Source organism: Flavisericum labens (genome assembly GCF_045446075.1).
GTDB lineage: Bacteria > Bacteroidota > Bacteroidia > Flavobacteriales > Flavobacteriaceae > Flavisericum > Flavisericum labens.
Genome location: NZ_JBJJBQ010000001.1, coordinates 668,422 through 684,186 on the forward strand (window position 1 = coordinate 668,422; position 15,765 = coordinate 684,186).

18 protein-coding genes are annotated in these 15,765 nt (G+C 35.1%); 4 read left to right on the forward strand and 14 right to left on the reverse strand.

Annotation, left to right across the window (positions count from 1 at the left end; genetic code table 11):
* Window positions 1–3 precede the first annotated feature (3 nt).
* Genes ACIEHO_RS02930 through ACIEHO_RS02940 form a run of 3 tightly spaced genes read right to left on the reverse strand, consistent with a single transcriptional unit; the run spans window position 4 to window position 3,148 of the window.
* Complete coding sequence (locus ACIEHO_RS02930; RefSeq protein WP_406968461.1) at window positions 4–1,176, reverse strand: efflux RND transporter periplasmic adaptor subunit; 1,173 nt, start codon at window positions 1,174–1,176, stop codon at window positions 4–6.
* Between the two features lie 22 nt (window positions 1,177–1,198).
* On the reverse strand, window positions 1,199–2,539 hold the full coding sequence (locus tag ACIEHO_RS02935) for a TolC family protein (protein ID WP_406968463.1): 1,341 nt from the start codon (window positions 2,537–2,539) through the stop codon (window positions 1,199–1,201).
* A gap of 3 nt (window positions 2,540–2,542) precedes the next feature.
* A complete protein-coding gene (locus ACIEHO_RS02940) occupies window positions 2,543–3,148 on the reverse strand; it encodes a TetR/AcrR family transcriptional regulator (protein WP_406968704.1) in 606 nt (201 codons plus the stop codon).
* 123 nt (window positions 3,149–3,271) lie between these two features.
* On the opposite strand from ACIEHO_RS02940, the gene ACIEHO_RS02945 reads away from it, so the two are divergent.
* The 4 genes from ACIEHO_RS02945 (at window position 3,272) to ric (ending at window position 5,881) form a co-directional block, all read left to right on the forward strand.
* Window positions 3,272–4,246: a polyprenyl synthetase family protein gene (locus ACIEHO_RS02945; protein WP_406968465.1), complete on the forward strand. Its 975-nt coding sequence runs from the start codon at window positions 3,272–3,274 to the stop codon at window positions 4,244–4,246.
* Window positions 4,246–4,593, forward strand: coding sequence for a hypothetical protein (locus ACIEHO_RS02950; RefSeq protein WP_406968467.1), 348 nt, complete (start codon window positions 4,246–4,248; stop codon window positions 4,591–4,593). The genes ACIEHO_RS02945 and ACIEHO_RS02950 overlap by 1 nt, the downstream gene beginning before the upstream one ends.
* 68 nt (window positions 4,594–4,661) lie before the next feature.
* A complete protein-coding gene (locus tag ACIEHO_RS02955; protein ID WP_406968469.1) occupies window positions 4,662–5,096 on the forward strand; it encodes an RrF2 family transcriptional regulator in 435 nt (144 codons plus the stop codon).
* A 50-nt stretch (window positions 5,097–5,146) separates the two neighbouring features.
* Window positions 5,147–5,881, forward strand: a complete 735-nt coding sequence (gene ric / locus ACIEHO_RS02960; protein WP_406968471.1) for an iron-sulfur cluster repair di-iron protein — start codon at window positions 5,147–5,149, stop codon at window positions 5,879–5,881.
* A gap of 203 nt (window positions 5,882–6,084) precedes the next feature.
* Here the strand turns inward: ric and ACIEHO_RS02965 are convergent, their stop codons facing one another.
* The 11 genes from ACIEHO_RS02965 to ACIEHO_RS03015 all read right to left on the reverse strand — a co-directional run bounded on the left by ACIEHO_RS02965 (window position 6,085) and on the right by ACIEHO_RS03015 (window position 15,571).
* Window positions 6,085–6,867, reverse strand: a complete 783-nt coding sequence (locus tag ACIEHO_RS02965) for an ABC transporter permease (protein WP_406968473.1) — start codon at window positions 6,865–6,867, stop codon at window positions 6,085–6,087.
* The gene (locus ACIEHO_RS02970; protein WP_406968475.1) at window positions 6,860–7,567 is read right to left on the reverse strand and encodes an ABC transporter ATP-binding protein; all 708 of its coding nucleotides are present in this window, start codon (window positions 7,565–7,567) and stop codon (window positions 6,860–6,862) included. The genes ACIEHO_RS02965 and ACIEHO_RS02970 overlap by 8 nt, the downstream gene beginning before the upstream one ends.
* Window positions 7,561–8,796 (reverse strand): nitrous oxide reductase family maturation protein NosD, encoded by a 1,236-nt coding sequence (locus ACIEHO_RS02975; protein ID WP_406968477.1) that lies wholly within the window; start codon window positions 8,794–8,796, stop codon window positions 7,561–7,563. The genes ACIEHO_RS02970 and ACIEHO_RS02975 overlap by 7 nt, the downstream gene beginning before the upstream one ends.
* Before the next feature lie 2 nt (window positions 8,797–8,798).
* Window positions 8,799–9,233, reverse strand: a complete 435-nt coding sequence (locus tag ACIEHO_RS02980) for a CopD family protein (protein ID WP_406968479.1) — start codon at window positions 9,231–9,233, stop codon at window positions 8,799–8,801.
* A 1-nt stretch (window position 9,234) separates the two neighbouring features.
* The gene (locus ACIEHO_RS02985) at window positions 9,235–10,635 is read right to left on the reverse strand and encodes a nitrous oxide reductase accessory protein NosL (RefSeq protein WP_406968481.1); all 1,401 of its coding nucleotides are present in this window, start codon (window positions 10,633–10,635) and stop codon (window positions 9,235–9,237) included.
* 6 nt (window positions 10,636–10,641) lie between these two features.
* Window positions 10,642–11,076, reverse strand: coding sequence for a nitrous oxide reductase accessory protein NosL (locus ACIEHO_RS02990; protein WP_406968483.1), 435 nt, complete (start codon window positions 11,074–11,076; stop codon window positions 10,642–10,644).
* A gap of 25 nt (window positions 11,077–11,101) precedes the next feature.
* The gene (locus tag ACIEHO_RS02995) at window positions 11,102–11,692 is read right to left on the reverse strand and encodes a hypothetical protein (RefSeq protein WP_406968485.1); all 591 of its coding nucleotides are present in this window, start codon (window positions 11,690–11,692) and stop codon (window positions 11,102–11,104) included.
* A gap of 123 nt (window positions 11,693–11,815) precedes the next feature.
* Window positions 11,816–13,786: a Sec-dependent nitrous-oxide reductase gene (gene nosZ / locus ACIEHO_RS03000; RefSeq protein ID WP_406968487.1), complete on the reverse strand. Its 1,971-nt coding sequence runs from the start codon at window positions 13,784–13,786 to the stop codon at window positions 11,816–11,818.
* Between the two features lie 20 nt (window positions 13,787–13,806).
* Window positions 13,807–14,376 (reverse strand): fasciclin domain-containing protein, encoded by a 570-nt coding sequence (locus ACIEHO_RS03005; RefSeq protein ID WP_406968489.1) that lies wholly within the window; start codon window positions 14,374–14,376, stop codon window positions 13,807–13,809.
* A 6-nt stretch (window positions 14,377–14,382) separates the two neighbouring features.
* On the reverse strand, window positions 14,383–14,883 hold the full coding sequence (locus tag ACIEHO_RS03010; protein ID WP_406968491.1) for a c-type cytochrome: 501 nt from the start codon (window positions 14,881–14,883) through the stop codon (window positions 14,383–14,385).
* A gap of 220 nt (window positions 14,884–15,103) precedes the next feature.
* Window positions 15,104–15,571 (reverse strand): alpha-ketoglutarate decarboxylase, encoded by a 468-nt coding sequence (locus ACIEHO_RS03015; RefSeq protein WP_406968493.1) that lies wholly within the window; start codon window positions 15,569–15,571, stop codon window positions 15,104–15,106.
* Window positions 15,572–15,765 lie beyond the last annotated feature (194 nt).

Sequence of the window (15,765 nt, forward strand, 5' to 3'; positions counted from 1 at the left end):
GGTTTAATAGTTAATTACCTTAACGGTTTGTCCATCTTTAACGCTGCGCGCACCTTCTTTTATGATTTCGGTGCCATTGTCAACACCATCTGTAATTTCAATAACGTCTCCCTGGGTTTTTCCAGTTTTTACAATAACCCTGCTAGCTATGCCCTCATTATTTCCATTTTTATCTTTTATGGTGTAGATATATTGTTCACCATTGGCGTTTTCTGAGATGATACTCTGCGGAACCAAAATAGCTTCTTTGCTTGTGTAATCGTTAATTTTAAGTTTTGCCGTTAAGTTTGGCTTTATGCTTTTGATGTTATTAGGAATACCTACTTCAACTTTAAACGTGCGGTTGTCTGGGTTGATAAAATTACTGGCTTGACGGATTTGGGTTTCAATCTTTTCTCCTAATACTGGAAATTCAACCACAACATTTTTGCCTTTGGTAACATCAGAAATGTAACTTTCAGGTACATTGGTTTCAATATACATATCCTTTAAGTCCACCAAGCGCATTAACGGTGTTTGGCCCGCTGCGACTACGCTACCTTGTTCTGTAATGACGTCATCTATAGTTCCATAAAAAGGAGCTCTTACTCTAGTTTTGGCGATTTGCTCTTTTAATTGATTAACTGTTTTTTTTTGAGATTCGTAACTTGATTTGGCCTGTAAATATTGAATTTCACTACCAATGTTTTCATCCCAAAGACGTTTTTGGCGCTCAAAGGTTGTTTTCGCCAAATCTGCCTGAATTTGTAATTGCGCCAATTGCTGACTTAAGCCACCGTCATCAATTTTGGCGAGTAATTGTCCTTTCTTAACCTGTTGGCCTTCTTTTACGTAAACTCGAGATAGTATGCCATTGTATTCTGGTGTAATAACTAAAAGGTTTTTTGTGGTAACGTTACCTTGTATTTCTAACACATGCTCGAATACTTCCTGTTTTGCTGTGAAAGTGGTTATTAATGGGATATGTTTTACCGTATCTATTTTCGAAATAGCTTCATCAAGTTGTTTCACCTTATTGTTTAAGGCTTCTTTTTCATTAACCAACTCAGCACGTTTTTGGCGAATACTTTCTAAATTACCTTTTTCTATGACGCTCTCAACGGAGTTCTTTTTGGCCTCTCCTGCGCAGGAAGCCAGTAGCAATGTGATTATGAATAAAAAATATGTATGTTTCATTTTAAGTGTTTTAGATCGGTGATTAATTAATAATATTAAGTGCAGTTTCTAAGGCTGCTTTTTTGTTGATAACATCAAGCATAGCTTGAAGAAACTCTTGTTGAGCTGAATATAATTGTGTTTGCGCCTGTCGCAACTCGAAACTCGACCCAACCCCCTCAAAAAATTTGGTTTGGTTCTTGATTTCTATGCGTTCGGCAAGGTTTAGATTTTGTTTTTTGTTTTCGTAATCTTCTACGGCGAACTGATAATCGCTCTTTGCTGACGCAATTTGTAGTTGGATTTTTTGTTCGGTTTCTTTTAAATCGTCTTGCGCCTTTTCAAGGTTTATTCTGGCGCGTTGCGTTGCGGCACTTCTTCCTAAAGAGCTAAATATGGGGATATTTAGACTTACACCCAATAATGAAGAGCCGAACCATTCCTGATCTTTACTGTTAAAGTTAAACTCATTTCCAAAAGCAGAATACCCACCGTTAATAAATGAAGTTAAAGTGGGGAGTGCCTTGCTTTTTTCAAACTTTAAGAGCAGTTCTTTTGATCTTTGGTCGTTTTCGGCAATTCGGTAATCTATCGTGTTTTCAACGCTTTCTTCGGTATTTAATAAGCCTAAATTGATATTCTGAGCCGTTAATGCTTCTAAACTGTCGGTTAAAGTTGTTGGATTATTGATGTCTAAACCAAGGGTGATGTTTAACATTTGGTATGCCAAATCTTTTAGCCGACTAACATTTTTATAATTACTCTTTACACCCGACAGTGTGATTTGAAGCTGCTCAACACTCTCCTGATTGCCCAATCCGTTCTCATAAATTTTATTAGTTTCGAATAGGTTTTTTTCCAGCGTTTCCATGTTTCGCTGTAAGATATTGATGCTTTCTTTGGCCATTAGTACATTGCCATAGGCTTCAATTACTGCTTTCCTAACTTCTAAATCGGTTTTTTCTTTAGCGTTTTTTGAAATCTGCAAATACACTTTTGCCGATTGCAGGCCAACAATATAAGAGCCGTCAAAAATCTTTTGGTTTAAAGTGGCTGTTGCCATTATGTTTTGCTTCGGACTAAAAATTACATCTTGAAATTCGCCAGGATTACCACCAAAAAATTCAGCAGGGATAAGTGAAACCTGTTGCTTTAAAAAGTTTTGGTAATCTATCGTTGCACTTATTTGAGGCAAGCCCGTAGAGGTGGTTTCCCATTTCTGTTTCTTAGCGGCCTCTATATCTCGAGCGGCGTTTTTGGCTGTACGGTTGTTTTCCAGTGCATAATTAATGGCTTCCTGTAAAGAAAAGCTTTTAGGTGGTTCTTGCGAAAACCCTTTTATAGCCAGTAGAAAACTAAAGATTAAAATGAATTTATGATTCATGCTTTATGATTGATTTATTGTTATATGCTTGTTTAGTACTTGAATGCCTTTTTCTGTTACAATGGCTCTTAGGTGATATTCTAGAAAGTTTTCCAGTAAGTATTCCATAGGAAACTGGTCCTTTGGGAAATAGGTTTCATCTTTTATTCCAGTCATTCCGTTAAAGTAAATTCTTGAAACAAAATCGGTATCTATAGTTTTTCTGAAAAGCCCCATTTCAATACCATTCTCTAAACTCTCCTTAACTGATTTTTGCATCTTTTCAAATTGCTTTAAATGCAATTGTCTGTAGATATTAGGGTAATACTTTTTTAATTGAAATTGAGGTGATGCCTTTTCATCCTTTAAATACTGCATCACAAACATTTTGATGTCGTACAATTGTTCAATAGGGTCGGTAGCTGTATTGCAAATACCGTCAATTCCTTGGCATATGTTGTCAAATACTTCAAAAGTAACAGCCTCAACGAGTTTGGTTTTGTTCTTAAAGTGTACGTAAATGGTTTTTTTTGAAATACCCAGTTCTTGGGCAATGTCGTCCATAGTAACACTTTTAAACCCAAGGGTTAAGAATAAACTTTGAGCTCTATTTATAATTTGCTCTCTCATTTGATGCGCAAATGTACTTAAGGAAACTATGTAAACCAAAAAAGTTTCCAAAGTTTTATGATTTTTTAACACTATGTATACTTTTAGGCTTTTTGGTACCGTTAATTAATTTATTTTTGTTTCATGCTTTCAATTAAAGATTACCAACAAGATTTTGTTACGTATTTAGAAAATGGCGTAACAGGAAAAGACCCTAGAAACCTTTATGAACCTGTAACCTATATTTTGAGTCTGGGAGGTAAAAGGTTACGTCCGGTTTTGACACTAATGACCACCGATATTTTTAACGGCAATTATAAAGAAGCTTTAAATGCGGCTTTAAGCGTTGAAGTGTTTCATAACTTTTCATTGGTACATGACGATATTATGGATGATGCCCCATTGCGCAGGGGAAAGCAAACCGTGCACGAAAAATGGGATGTAAATACCGGTATTCTTTCGGGAGATGCCATGCTGATAATGGCTTACCAGTTATTTGAAAATTATGAACCGAAAACTTTTAGAGCGTTAGCAAAACTCTTTAGCAAAACAGCCTTAGAGGTATGTGAAGGTCAGCAATATGACATAGATTTCGAAACTAGGAACGATGTCACTATTGACGAGTATTTAAAAATGATTGAGTACAAGACGGCAGTTTTGGTTGGTGCAGCTATGAAGATGGGAGCTATTGTTGCAGGGGCCTCAGAAGAAGACCAAAAAAGAATCTATCAATTTGGTAATAATTTGGGAATAGCCTTTCAATTACAGGATGATTATTTGGACGCTTTTGGTAATCCAGAAACCTTTGGGAAACAGGTGGGTGGTGATATTATCGAAAATAAAAAAACCTATTTGTATTTAAAGGCTTTAGAATTTTTAAATGAAAGGGATAAACTTAATTTAGAACGATTATTTGCTTCTAATCCTGAAGATAATACGGTAAAGATTGAAACGGCTAAACAGTATTTTGTTTTGTCTGGTTCGGCACAGGCTACTAAACAAGCTATTGAGGACTATACGAATAGGGCTTTTAAAATTTTAGATAGTTTAAACATATCCAATGGTAATAAAGAACTTTTAAAAAGTTTTGGGACTAATTTAATGAACCGAACCGTGTAATGCAGTTACCAGCTACTTTTGACAATTTAATTGAAGAAGCCAATCGTTTAGATTTGTATCAAAAATTAATAATTCAGCTAAATAAAGACTTTCTTTTAGCGAATATTGATTTAGATTTTCATGAAGACATTCTACCTTCAAGCTTAAAGCTCTTGCTTCACGAAATGGTTTATAAACTTATTCAAGAAAAATTTATCGAATATCTCAATTTGCTTTATATTGTTGATGTTTCAGAAAGTGCCGTTAAGGCCTTGGATGGCGAGGATGTGCTGAAACTTTCGGAAGATGTTTCGTTTTTAATTTTAAAACGCGAATGGCAGAAAGTTTGGTTACGAAACAAATATTAAACTTAAATAAGGATAAATTTGTCCTATTTAAATTTTCTTCATAAATTTGCATTGAAATAAAGAATTATATGTTTTCAAAAGCTTGCGAATACGGTATAAAAGCATCTATTTTTATTGCTATAAACTCTTATGAGAATAGGCGTGTTAGCCCTAAAGAAATTGCTAAGGAAATAGATTCTCCACAAGCATTTACAGCCAAAATTTTACAAGCCTTAGTGAAACATGATATTGTAAATTCCTTAAAGGGGGCTTATGGTGGTTTTGAAATTGATAAAAATAGAATAGCCAATGTTACACTGGCCCAAATTGTAAAAGCAATTGATGGCGATTCCATTTATAATGGATGTGGTTTGGGTTTACATAAATGTGATGAAGCACACCCTTGTCCTGTACACGATAAGTTTAAAAGTGTAAGAGAAGAATTAAAATATATGTTAGAAAACACAAGTTTAGAAGAATTAGCGCTTAACATAAAATCTGGAGCGTCGTTTTTAAAGGTTTAAAAAAAATTTGAATATAAATAGGATAAAAACATCCGAATTAAAATAGTATTATGGAAATATTAAGTAACAACGCCCAAAAGCAAATAGGGCAATATGTGGCAGACGATTACCGAACTGCGGCCATATTCAGTAAGTATGGTATTGATTTTTGTTGTAAAGGCAACAGAACAATAGAAGAGGTGTGCACCAAAAAAAATATTGATGCCAACCAATTATTGGGCGAGCTTGAGACTTTGCTGAATTCAAAAACTAATCAATCTATTGATTACAATTCATGGCCGATGGATTTATTGGTAGATTACATTGAAAAGAAACATCACAGGTATGTGGAAGAAAAAATCCCAGTTTTACGACAGTTTTTAGATAAGTTATGCCGAGTTCATGGCGAGCGTCATCGCGAACTCTTTGAAATCAACGAGCTTTTTATAGCTTCAGCTAAAGAATTGTCCGCCCACATGAAAAAAGAAGAACTTATTCTTTTTCCATTTGTTAAGAAAATGGCTTCAGCCGTATCGAGCCAAAGTGGTGTTGAAGAACCATATTTCGGCACGGTTGAAAACCCAATAGCCATGATGATGCAGGAGCATGATAATGAAGGTGAACGTTTTAGAAAAATAGCTGAACTTACCAATAATTACAATCCGCCAGCTGATGCTTGTAATACCTATCGGGTAACCTATGCCATGCTAGATGAATTTGAAAAAGACTTGCACCTTCATATCCATTTAGAAAATAATATTTTATTCCCTAAGGCCGTAAAACTAGAACAGCAGTTTGCTGAATAGTAATAGCAAAACGACCATTTAATTGAAATAAATTCCCCCCGATGCACACTGTGTCGGGGGAGTTTATTTCAAATTTTTTTATTACTATAAATGTTAATTGTCCGACGATTTTGTAATAGAAAAGAAGCCTGTTTTACAAAAATGTTTTGGCTAGCCCAATTCACGGTAGTCACATAATGATAAGTTAGTTTTATGTATACCTTTTAAAAGTCTTTTTTCTTTGATATAAAGGCTATGCGAAGTACAGGTAATACTATCCATATAGATAGGCTTATAAATGATACTATTAATCCTAAATTAGTGCCAAAGAATTTTTTAAAAACCGCTCCTGTGTAACCCAATAAAGCTGAAATATCTAGTTTCAAAAGGATTAGGGTTCGAGATAAATCGATAGGATTTAGCATTGTGCCAATTAAAGATAATTTGTCTAACGGATAATTTTCAAATAAGATTAACGACATTAAAAATATACCGTCATAAATTATGGATAAAAACAGCCATAATAAAATGGCGTAGCCAAAACCTTTTATTTTATTTTCGTTTGATAGTGCAATGTTAAATGCCAAAGCCGCAAAAATAAAGGTCAAAAAAGTTCCTGTTATCAGCAATAACGAAAAATCCCAAATAGCATTACTTTTAAACAAGCCATAAAATATAAAGGGAATGCCTAATCCCAGTATTAAACTCATAGATAGAGAAATAGCAACCCCTAAATATTGTCCCAAAAATATTGACGTTCGGTTTAAGGGCTGTGCTAACAGAAGTTCTGTAAATTCTTTAGAGTTGTAGTAGTACATTACACCAAAAATGGTTCCTATTAACGGTACCAAAATTATAATGACATTCATTAAGGTAATAACCGCCTTAGATAAATCGTTGTTTAAAAATAATAATACAATACTGAGCAGTAGATAAAATGTAAAGTAAACGTAACTCCAACGGCTGCGCATTAAATCGTAAAAACTGTATTTTAATATCTTAAACATGGTTGTTGGTTAATATTGATGCAATGGCGTGTTCAAAATCTGGTTGCTTGGTCTGGGATTTTAATTCTGAGATAGCCCCTTTAAAGTATATTTTGCCATCTAATAAAAACACAATTCCATCCGAAACTTCTTCAACAAAACTCATAATATGTGATGTTATTAATATGGTTTTGCCTTTTTTCTTTTCGGCTTGTATCAAGGTTTTTAATCGAATTAATGATATAGGGTCTAATCCAGTTGTGGGTTCGTCAAGAATAATAAGCGGGCTATTAAACATAAAGGTTAGTACCAGGTTTACTTTTTGTTTTGTGCCACCAGAAAGGTTTCCTAATTTTTTATCCAGAAAAGGTTCAAGTTTAAAAAGTTCTATTAGTTGCTTGTCTTCATTGGTTTGCCCGCGTAAATCCTTAATCATTGTAATAAGTTCGCTAACTTTTAAATTGTTAGGGAAATTGGCTATTTGTGGCAGGTAGTCAATTTTACGCCTGTAACTGGAGTTGTTTTTTATATTTTCGCCCAATACGGTAATGCTGCCTCTATTAGGAATAACCATCCCCAGGATAGATTTAATTAACGTGGTTTTTCCAGAGCCATTAGGGCCAAGTACCGCAAAAATACCCCCTTCTTGGATATCAAGATTTACTCCATTTAAAACAATGTTTTTATTGAATTTTTTATGTAGGTTTTGAATGCTTACCATGTTATTTTTTTAATTGAAGGGTTATGGTCCATTAAATTATCGGGCGTAAAAACGGGTGAAACTTTTTCAGAAAAATCAATAATATCAATAAACAAACTTCTAAGTAAAATAATGGTTTCGGGCGTTCTGTTTACAACATACGAAAACAGTTTAACCGGTCTGTATGGCACATCACCTACGCCGTTTTTGTCTAAGTCATAACCTGTGTAATTGCTCCAATAGTTTCGGTTGAATACATTATCGTTTACCTTGCTATTGTATGAAATGTCAAAAGAATTATATAAAAAATTGTTACCTGAAAACTGGTTGGTATAACAAGCACCCCTAACTTTTACGGCCCAACCATTTTTTATAAAATTATTGTTAGTGTAATTAATACGGTTGGAGCCTTCAATGTTAATACCAATGGTGTTTTCGTTAAATGTGTTTCCTATTATTTCGGCATCGTTAATTTCTTTTAAAAGTAGGCCGTAAGAGGCTGTACCCCAGTTTTCTTGGAAAACATTGTTGAGCATTTGTATTTTTTTAGAAAACATAACAGCAACCCCGGCACCATTATTTTCAAAGGTATTGTTTTGGTATATGTCGTTGTTTGAGAACATAAAATGTAGCCCGTATCTTAAGTTTTTGGTGCTAACATTGTTGTTGATATGGCAGTTATGTGAAAATTCTAAATAAATACCATCTCGAACACCCTGAATGATGTTGTTTTCAATTTGTATGTTTTTACAATACCAAAGCTGAATACCATTTCCAGAGTTGTATTCTTGTACCGCATCACCAATTATTTTATTATGGATTACCTTGCCGTTTTGTGCTTTTTCAAGATAAATTCCGAAAAACAGTTTTTCTAAAACTAAGTTTTTAATAACAAAATCTTTGCTTTTTTTTACCCGAATTGCAGCATAATCTTCAGTGTAACTAGTGCCAACGTTAATAATAAATAAACCATCTACCGTAACATTATCAGAAATAATGGTTATTATTTCACCTTTATTTTCCCCATCAATTACAGGGTAATTTTTCCCAATAATGGTGAGTGGTTTGTCAATTAAAACATTATATGCTTTATAATTGCCTTTTTTGACCAAAATGGTGTCGTAGTCTTTTGCGACTGAAATGGCTTTTTTAAATGAAGATATCGCGCACGTGTTGCAAACCGAAATGGTTTTGGCCGTTGCGCTAAAACAACTTAAGAGCAATATAAAGATGTGTAGTAATGTTTTCATTGTTATAATAAACCGCCTATTCTGGTGCTAAAACCTACAAATACAAACAAAACAGATAAAATAGTAACTAAAATAATATGGTATGCAAGAGGTTTTAATTCTCTTTTTGGAATTAAAAAGAATCTTGCATGAACAGCCAATACTACTGTTGTTAATAATAATACAAGTTTTATGAATATGTGTTGGGTGTGATGGTTGTGAAAATCGAATTGAAAAAAATCTGGAGTATAAACAGTTGCCATATAAACTCCTGTAATCAACAAAATGAGTAAGGCTGGAATGCCAATGGGCTCATATTTAGATTCAAACTGCTCAATAACCGTAAAATCATTTTTTGCGATGGCTTTAGGTAAAAAACTTAACGAAAGGATAAGGTGGCCTCCAGTCCAGATAGTGGCACAAATGATATGTACAAATATGACTAGTTTTAAAAACATGTTACAATATATTGTATTTTAATCCAATGTTGATATTTAGGTTTTCATTCATTTGAATACCGTTATAGTCTTCAAAAATAGGTGCGCCCGCCTCAATGCCTAGTCTAAAATTTTTCAGGTTTGATGTTAGGGGAAAGGAAATGTTTAGTCCTAAAAATGTTTTTATTTTTTCGCCACCGTAGTTTTTAGTGTTAGCTGTAGTGATCATCATGGAGTTGAGGTCCGCATCCATTCCCGTAATATCTTCTTCAGAAATGCCTAATAAACGCCCAGATACGCTAAAGTTGGTTGATAATTTGTAAGCGCCCCAAATATGGAGCTGATAAGTGTGGCCAAGACGATAGTCTTCACTATTCTTGCCAGTTCTAATGGTGCTTAGAAATTGAGTTCCCCAAGAGGTGTTTGTGTAGTTTTGTTTGTAAGTAGCCCCAAGGGAGATGTCAAAAGTACCACTGCCTAATTGCATGGTATATGGTAATTTTGCATTATCCATCATTGGCGTGTTATCTTGATTTTCAATATTTCCAACAGGAATATTGAGTTTTCCGTTAAGGTGCAGTGAAGTTTTATGGTTGTTAAATAAGCCATAAAGCAAAGCCAACTTTAAATCGCCCATTCCCGAAGCACTTGTCATAAAATTATGCAGCATAGTCATGCCGTTCATCTGCATTTGTGCCGTTGCATCCATGTTTTTTTTTACATAGTTCTGCATAAGCATAAGGGTTAGTTTATTAGAAGGGGCGTACATAACTCCTAACATGTACATGTCCATGGTCATATTTTGAGGTGCTACCATGTAGGTGTTGTAAATGGCATCGTTGCTTACTGTATTGGTTCCGGATTTGTTGCCTTCCATAACCATGTTCATATAGCGAAAGGATACCATTAAACCACCTTTTTCATGTAAGTGGTCACCCATAATACCAATTGGTGCATGGGCATCTGGTCTATAATGGTCGTGGTGGTTATGGTCTATTGCCCCAAACTTCGAATTTTGAAACTTTAATTTAATGCCATCCCAAGTATATGTTTCACCACCTTTTTCTTTTTGTATTTCATTAGCAGTGACTTTGCTTTTAAAAGCCGAAAGGTTAGCTCCCATTGGACTAGGGATATCTTTGCTTTTTAAAAATGTAGCGGTTTTGGCATCTATAAGCTTTCCTGTTTTGTAATCTGAAACTTTTAAAGTTTTAAGCGAGCTTTCACTAGTGCTTTTTAAATAATTGATTAAACACTCAATAGCGTCAAATTGTAAAACCGTATTGTTGTTTTTTGTTGCTTCGGCATTGTGGTAGGTGTCCTTAATAAACATATTGCAGTGTACGCATTGACTCTTTTTTTGAGCGCTTACCGTTAAAAAAAGGCATAGAAACCCTGTGATAAATACATTTGTTAGTTTCATCTTAAGCTATTTTAAATGGTTAATTAGCGCTTCCCATGAATACAATTCGCCGCCCTTTTCTAACTGTACTTGTTTGGCATCTGCTTTGGTTTTGAAAGCAGAAAGAAAAGCCCCCATTGGACTGGGAATGTTTTTGCTGATTAAAAAAGTGGCTTGGGTCGCATCTATTAAACTTGCTGGTTCAGTGTAATTGTTGGATAGATATATTTTAATGTCTTGTTTGTTAAACTCTTTCATGAAGTTTATCATGCATTCTGAAGCATCAAACTTATAAACCTTTCCTTTTTTGGTTACAATTTCAGCCGCATGGAGTTTGTCAACAATTGTCATTTTACAAAAATAGCATCCGTCATTTCCATAATCTATGGATTTAGGGGTTGCATTACAGCTTATCAAAACCAATGGTAGGGCTAAAGCGTAAAAAAGTTTAAGTGTTTTCATTTTTAGTGTTTTTTCCTTGCCTAAGTTAAGTGTTTTTGTGATTTTTTTTGCCTACTAGATAAGCAATAAAGGAGCATGCAATTCCTAGCCCCAAAAACAAGGCTCCTAATCTTGGATATGAATGCGCTCTAAAATTTAAAATATCCTTGCTTCCAAATAATGGCGGTTGGAATCCCATTACAGAACCATCTGGGTTAGTAAATTTCATGATAGCTTTAGGGTCTAAATTGTGACCGTAGTCGTGCTCCCATAAATAAAAGTCGTATAAACCGGCACTGCTTAAGGCAATCATTAAGACAAACCAAAACATAAACCATTTGTAATTTCCTTTAAGAGCAATTAATAAGCCTATAACACTTGTGATAATGATTCCTAAAGGGAATATTCTAAATTCTGGTATAGCTTCTGGGATGTATTTCATGCCCACATAGTGGTTCATTAAATTAATGTTTTTAATATCGTGAGGGTGGGCATCAGAAAAGTCATTTATATGAATATACATGCCCAAAGGTATTGGATATTGCGGTGCTTCGAGTGTGATTTTCCAAAGCGGAAATAAAAATAGCCCAAGAGGTAAAATGACTGCAATTAGCATGATGATATTTGACTTTTTCATTTTTTGGAATTTTAAAAGTTAATAGGTTTTCATCTTATGCTTTTAAAGTAAAGGCGAGAGCGAAAACGAACTCTCGCCTTTTTAAGAATATTAATACTAAAATAGAACTCTGTTTATTTTTAATTATTCAATGTTCTCACCTAGCGACCATTTTAAAGGCGTGTTGGCATTAGCCGATGAAACGCGCACATAACCTTGCATTTCTTGATGCAATGCAGAGCAAAAATCGGTACAATAAAATGGCCATACACCAACTTGTTTTGGTTCCCAAACGAAGGTTTCGGTTTGCCCAGGCATAATTAGTAGTTCGGAGGTGTTGGCGCCTATCATACTAACACCGTGTGGCACATCGTAATCTTGTTCTAAATTGGTAACATGGAAGTAAACGCGGTCTCCAACTTTAATGCCTTCAATATTATCTGGCGAGAAATGACTGCGAATCGTTGTCATGTAAACATGAACGGTGTTCCCGTCGCGCACAACTTTTGTGTCGGCTTCAGTTTTTGATGCATAAGGGTGGTTGTTGTCTTCTAAATTAAAAATCTTTTTAGAACGCGGCTTTATTAAATCGGCAGGGCATCCGGCTGCATAATGTGGTTCACCTACGGTTGGGAAATCCAGTAATAGCTCCATTTTGTCGCCCGAAATATCATATAGTTGTGCTGACTGGGTTACTTCAGGCCCCGTTGGTAAATAACGGTCTTTAGTAATTTTATTCATGGCTACAACATACTTGCCCCATGGTTTTTGTGAGTTTCCGCCAGGAATCATTAAATGTCCAACAGAATAGTAGCAAGGTTGTCTGTCTACAACTTCCCAAGTTCCTAATTTCCATTTTACAACTTCGGAAGAAATAAAGAATGTGGTGTATGCATTTCCTTTACCGTCAAATTCGGTATGTAAAGGGCCTAAGCCTGGTTGCTCGACAGAACCAGCTAAAACATCTTCAAAATTCAAAATTGGTATACCATACGCATCGCCAGCGAACTTTTGATTTTCAATGGCGTCAAGCATTTTTGTGAATGAGTGCACCGTCAGGTTAGCAGAAAGTTTACCATTACCAACAATGTACTCTCCTGAGGGGTCTACATCGCAACCATGTGGTGATTTAGGTGTTGGTAATAAAAATACAGCACCAGGTACATCTAATGGGTTTACGGTAAGTACTTCTTTTTTTATTGTTGATGTAGCGCTATGTGTTGATTCGTCGTATACATTATGGGCATAGTTTGCAGGCATCATTGTGCCACCGCCATTGTTAACGTATTCTTCAATTTTTTTCCAGTTTACGGCAGCGATAAAATCTTTATCGTTTTGTGAAGCATTTACTTCTAACAATGTGTTGGCTTCTTCTGTATTGTAAGTAGTAAAGAAGAACCACCCATGGGATTTTCCTCGCCCTGGGTGAGATAAATCATAGTCAAAACCAGGCATTATAAGTTGGAACTTTATATCCATATGTCCATGTTCCGGTTCTACAGAAATAAAGGTTAAAGACCCCTTAAAGTTTCCTTTGTAGTCTTTAATAGGCATGTCTCTTTGTGGGATTGGAACCGAAAAACGTGTTCCCGCAACCACATATTCTGTGTTCTCGGTTACAAATGAGGAACTGTGGTTACCGGCACTGTTGGGCACCTCAATGATTTCGGTAGTTTCAAAGGTAGATAAATCTACTTTTGCAATACGAGGAGTGTTGTTTCCGTTAATAAACACCCAACGCCCATCAATAACGCCATTGGTTTGAGAGATGTCTGGGTGATGTGAATCGTCCCATGGCACGAAACCATGTGATGTGTTTAACATAGGTTTTGTTTCTTCGTTGTATCCATATGCCTTTTCTGCATCTTGCGAAAACACGGGGATAACTTTAAATAAACGCCCTGATGGTAGCCCGTAAACCGAAAGCTGTCCGCTAAATCCTCCAGATATAAAGGCATAAAACTCGTCGTGCTCGCCAGGAGCTACATAAACTTTTTCGGCAACATTGCCGGCAAGAGCACCGGATTTTCCAGTTGATTTTCCTGAATTATTACAACTGGTAAACACCATAAGCATGGCTGCCAGTGTAAAAATAGATTTTAATATAATTTTCATGGTTTTATATTTAGTTAGAATTAATTGTTTTCTGAAGGAGGTAAAAGCACTTTGTCTATTACATGTACAATACCGTTTCCTGCTTTAACCGTGGCAATTATGTTTGCTCCGCCAATAATTGGTTTTCCGTCAACAACTTTCACTTGCACATATTGATTATTTGCCTGACCTAGTTTTGGGAGTTTTGTTAAAATAGACGTACTAAGATTGCCTGGGGTAACATGGTATTTTAATATATTCGCCAAAGTTGCTTTGTTTTCTGGCTTCAATAAATTTTCAACAGTACCTTCTGGTAATGCTGCAAAAGCATCATCTGTTGGAGCAAAAACAGTTAAGGGGCCAACGTTTACCAAGGCATTCTCTACTTGAGCCGCTTGAACAGCAGCGACTAATGTTTTATGATTTGGAGAGTTAATTGCTATTTGTAAACAGTTTGGAGTAGCCTCGTCGTTAGTAATATAAGCTTGACCCGTTTTTTCTTGTTTAGGTGTTTCGGTTTCAGTTACTGTGGTTTTGCTGTTATTGTTTTTGCAGGAGTGAACAACTGCTAAACATGCTAAAACAAAAATTAGTCTTTTAATTGTTTTCATGGGTTGTTATTTTAATGTTCTGAAGTATTCCAATACGGCTCTGGCATCTTCTTCGCTTAAGTTTTGGTTTGCCATTGGCGATCCATTAAACTCAATTAATAATGCCTTTGCTAGTGGGTCTTTTTGTACCATTTCTTCTGGGTTTAAAATCATATTCATAACCCATTCAGGAGAGCGGCGTTCTAATACACCGATAGGTGATGGACCAATAAATTTTTTGTCTGGCCGGTGGCAAGCAGTACACATTTTCTTGAATACATCTGCTCCATGTGAAACCAACTGTTGGTCTATTTCGGAGTTTAAAGAAAGTGAAGTGATGGGGCCAATACCTTTATTGGTAAGGTCTATCTGTTTTGAGGCCGGAACAGACTCTACTTTTTTGGTAGTCTGTTCGCTTGTTTTAGGTTTTTCATATGAAAATCCTTTTTCTTTTTTTTCTTCTTTTCCGCCGCAACTTATTAAAATTGAGGCTAGTAAAATAATTGTTGATTTTAGTATTGTCTTCATGTTAAATTAGTTTTGTATAACAAAAATACATGGAGACTATGAGGAATAATATGATAAATATCATATTTAAGACAAAAATGTCTTTTTTATTTTTATGTTGTAATTTATTGAGGTGTAGGGGCTTGTTGGTTAAAGAATATCTGTTTTAGAAAAATATTTTTTTAACTGAGTTTTCCAGCCTTTAAAAATGAGATGTTTAAGGTTTGTATGAGAATAATTTTTAAAAATAAAACCTAATAAAAGGCATCCAAGGGTCAGCGTAAACACTTTTTGTTTCATCATATAAAAGGTCGTACCTAACTCCAAGTGTAATGCTGCCACTTCTATATCCAGCTCCTAGGAATAGAGCGGGCGCCCAATAGCTGTCGTCAGTAATGTTTAAATTCACATTATATCTTCTATTTAAATGAAGCTGCTCGTATTCTGCCGATAGTTGAAAGGCATCAATAATATTGGCTAAAGCAATAAGGTTACCTCCTAAAATGGTAGATTTATAAACGCTCTTTTGGTTATTGAAAGTTGCGTTTAAACCAATGCCCGATGCAAAATGCTTGTTAAACTCATAAATGGCACTAGGGGCAATGGTAGCACTAAAAAAACCATCACCAAAGTTTAAGCCCAAACCACCTCCAAAACGAACTTGGTCCCAAAATTTGTTGTTTTTTTCTTGAGCAAAAGAGCTGGTCATACAAACCAATAATATCATTAAAAGTAGGGTTGTCTTTTTATTAATTGTAAGTAATACGTTCATATCAGTGAAAAATCATAAAAAAATTAACAGATAATTATGGCATATTAATTTAATAGTGTTCATATGCTATAAATATAGTTAAACCAATACCTAATTTTACTAAAAGTTGTATTTTTGGGAAATATTTTGAT

Coding starts and splice junctions, on each gene's coding strand:
- ACIEHO_RS02930 (WP_406968461.1), bottom strand. CDS start 1,176: ATGAAACATACATATTTTTTATTCATAATCACATTGCTACTGGCTTCC.
- ACIEHO_RS02935 (WP_406968463.1), bottom strand. CDS start 2,539: ATGAATCATAAATTCATTTTAATCTTTAGTTTTCTACTGGCTATAAAA.
- ACIEHO_RS02940 (WP_406968704.1), bottom strand. CDS start 3,148: ATGAGAGAGCAAATTATAAATAGAGCTCAAAGTTTATTCTTAACCCTT.
- ACIEHO_RS02945 (WP_406968465.1), top strand. CDS start 3,272: ATGCTTTCAATTAAAGATTACCAACAAGATTTTGTTACGTATTTAGAA.
- ACIEHO_RS02950 (WP_406968467.1), top strand. CDS start 4,246: ATGCAGTTACCAGCTACTTTTGACAATTTAATTGAAGAAGCCAATCGT.
- ACIEHO_RS02955 (WP_406968469.1), top strand. CDS start 4,662: ATGTTTTCAAAAGCTTGCGAATACGGTATAAAAGCATCTATTTTTATT.
- ric (WP_406968471.1), top strand. CDS start 5,147: ATGGAAATATTAAGTAACAACGCCCAAAAGCAAATAGGGCAATATGTG.
- ACIEHO_RS02965 (WP_406968473.1), bottom strand. CDS start 6,867: ATGTTTAAGATATTAAAATACAGTTTTTACGATTTAATGCGCAGCCGT.
- ACIEHO_RS02970 (WP_406968475.1), bottom strand. CDS start 7,567: ATGGTAAGCATTCAAAACCTACATAAAAAATTCAATAAAAACATTGTT.
- ACIEHO_RS02975 (WP_406968477.1), bottom strand. CDS start 8,796: ATGAAAACATTACTACACATCTTTATATTGCTCTTAAGTTGTTTTAGC.
- ACIEHO_RS02980 (WP_406968479.1), bottom strand. CDS start 9,233: ATGTTTTTAAAACTAGTCATATTTGTACATATCATTTGTGCCACTATC.
- ACIEHO_RS02985 (WP_406968481.1), bottom strand. CDS start 10,635: ATGAAACTAACAAATGTATTTATCACAGGGTTTCTATGCCTTTTTTTA.
- ACIEHO_RS02990 (WP_406968483.1), bottom strand. CDS start 11,076: ATGAAAACACTTAAACTTTTTTACGCTTTAGCCCTACCATTGGTTTTG.
- ACIEHO_RS02995 (WP_406968485.1), bottom strand. CDS start 11,692: ATGAAAAAGTCAAATATCATCATGCTAATTGCAGTCATTTTACCTCTT.
- nosZ (WP_406968487.1), bottom strand. CDS start 13,786: ATGAAAATTATATTAAAATCTATTTTTACACTGGCAGCCATGCTTATG.
- ACIEHO_RS03005 (WP_406968489.1), bottom strand. CDS start 14,376: ATGAAAACAATTAAAAGACTAATTTTTGTTTTAGCATGTTTAGCAGTT.
- ACIEHO_RS03010 (WP_406968491.1), bottom strand. CDS start 14,883: ATGAAGACAATACTAAAATCAACAATTATTTTACTAGCCTCAATTTTA.
- ACIEHO_RS03015 (WP_406968493.1), bottom strand. CDS start 15,571: ATGACCAGCTCTTTTGCTCAAGAAAAAAACAACAAATTTTGGGACCAA.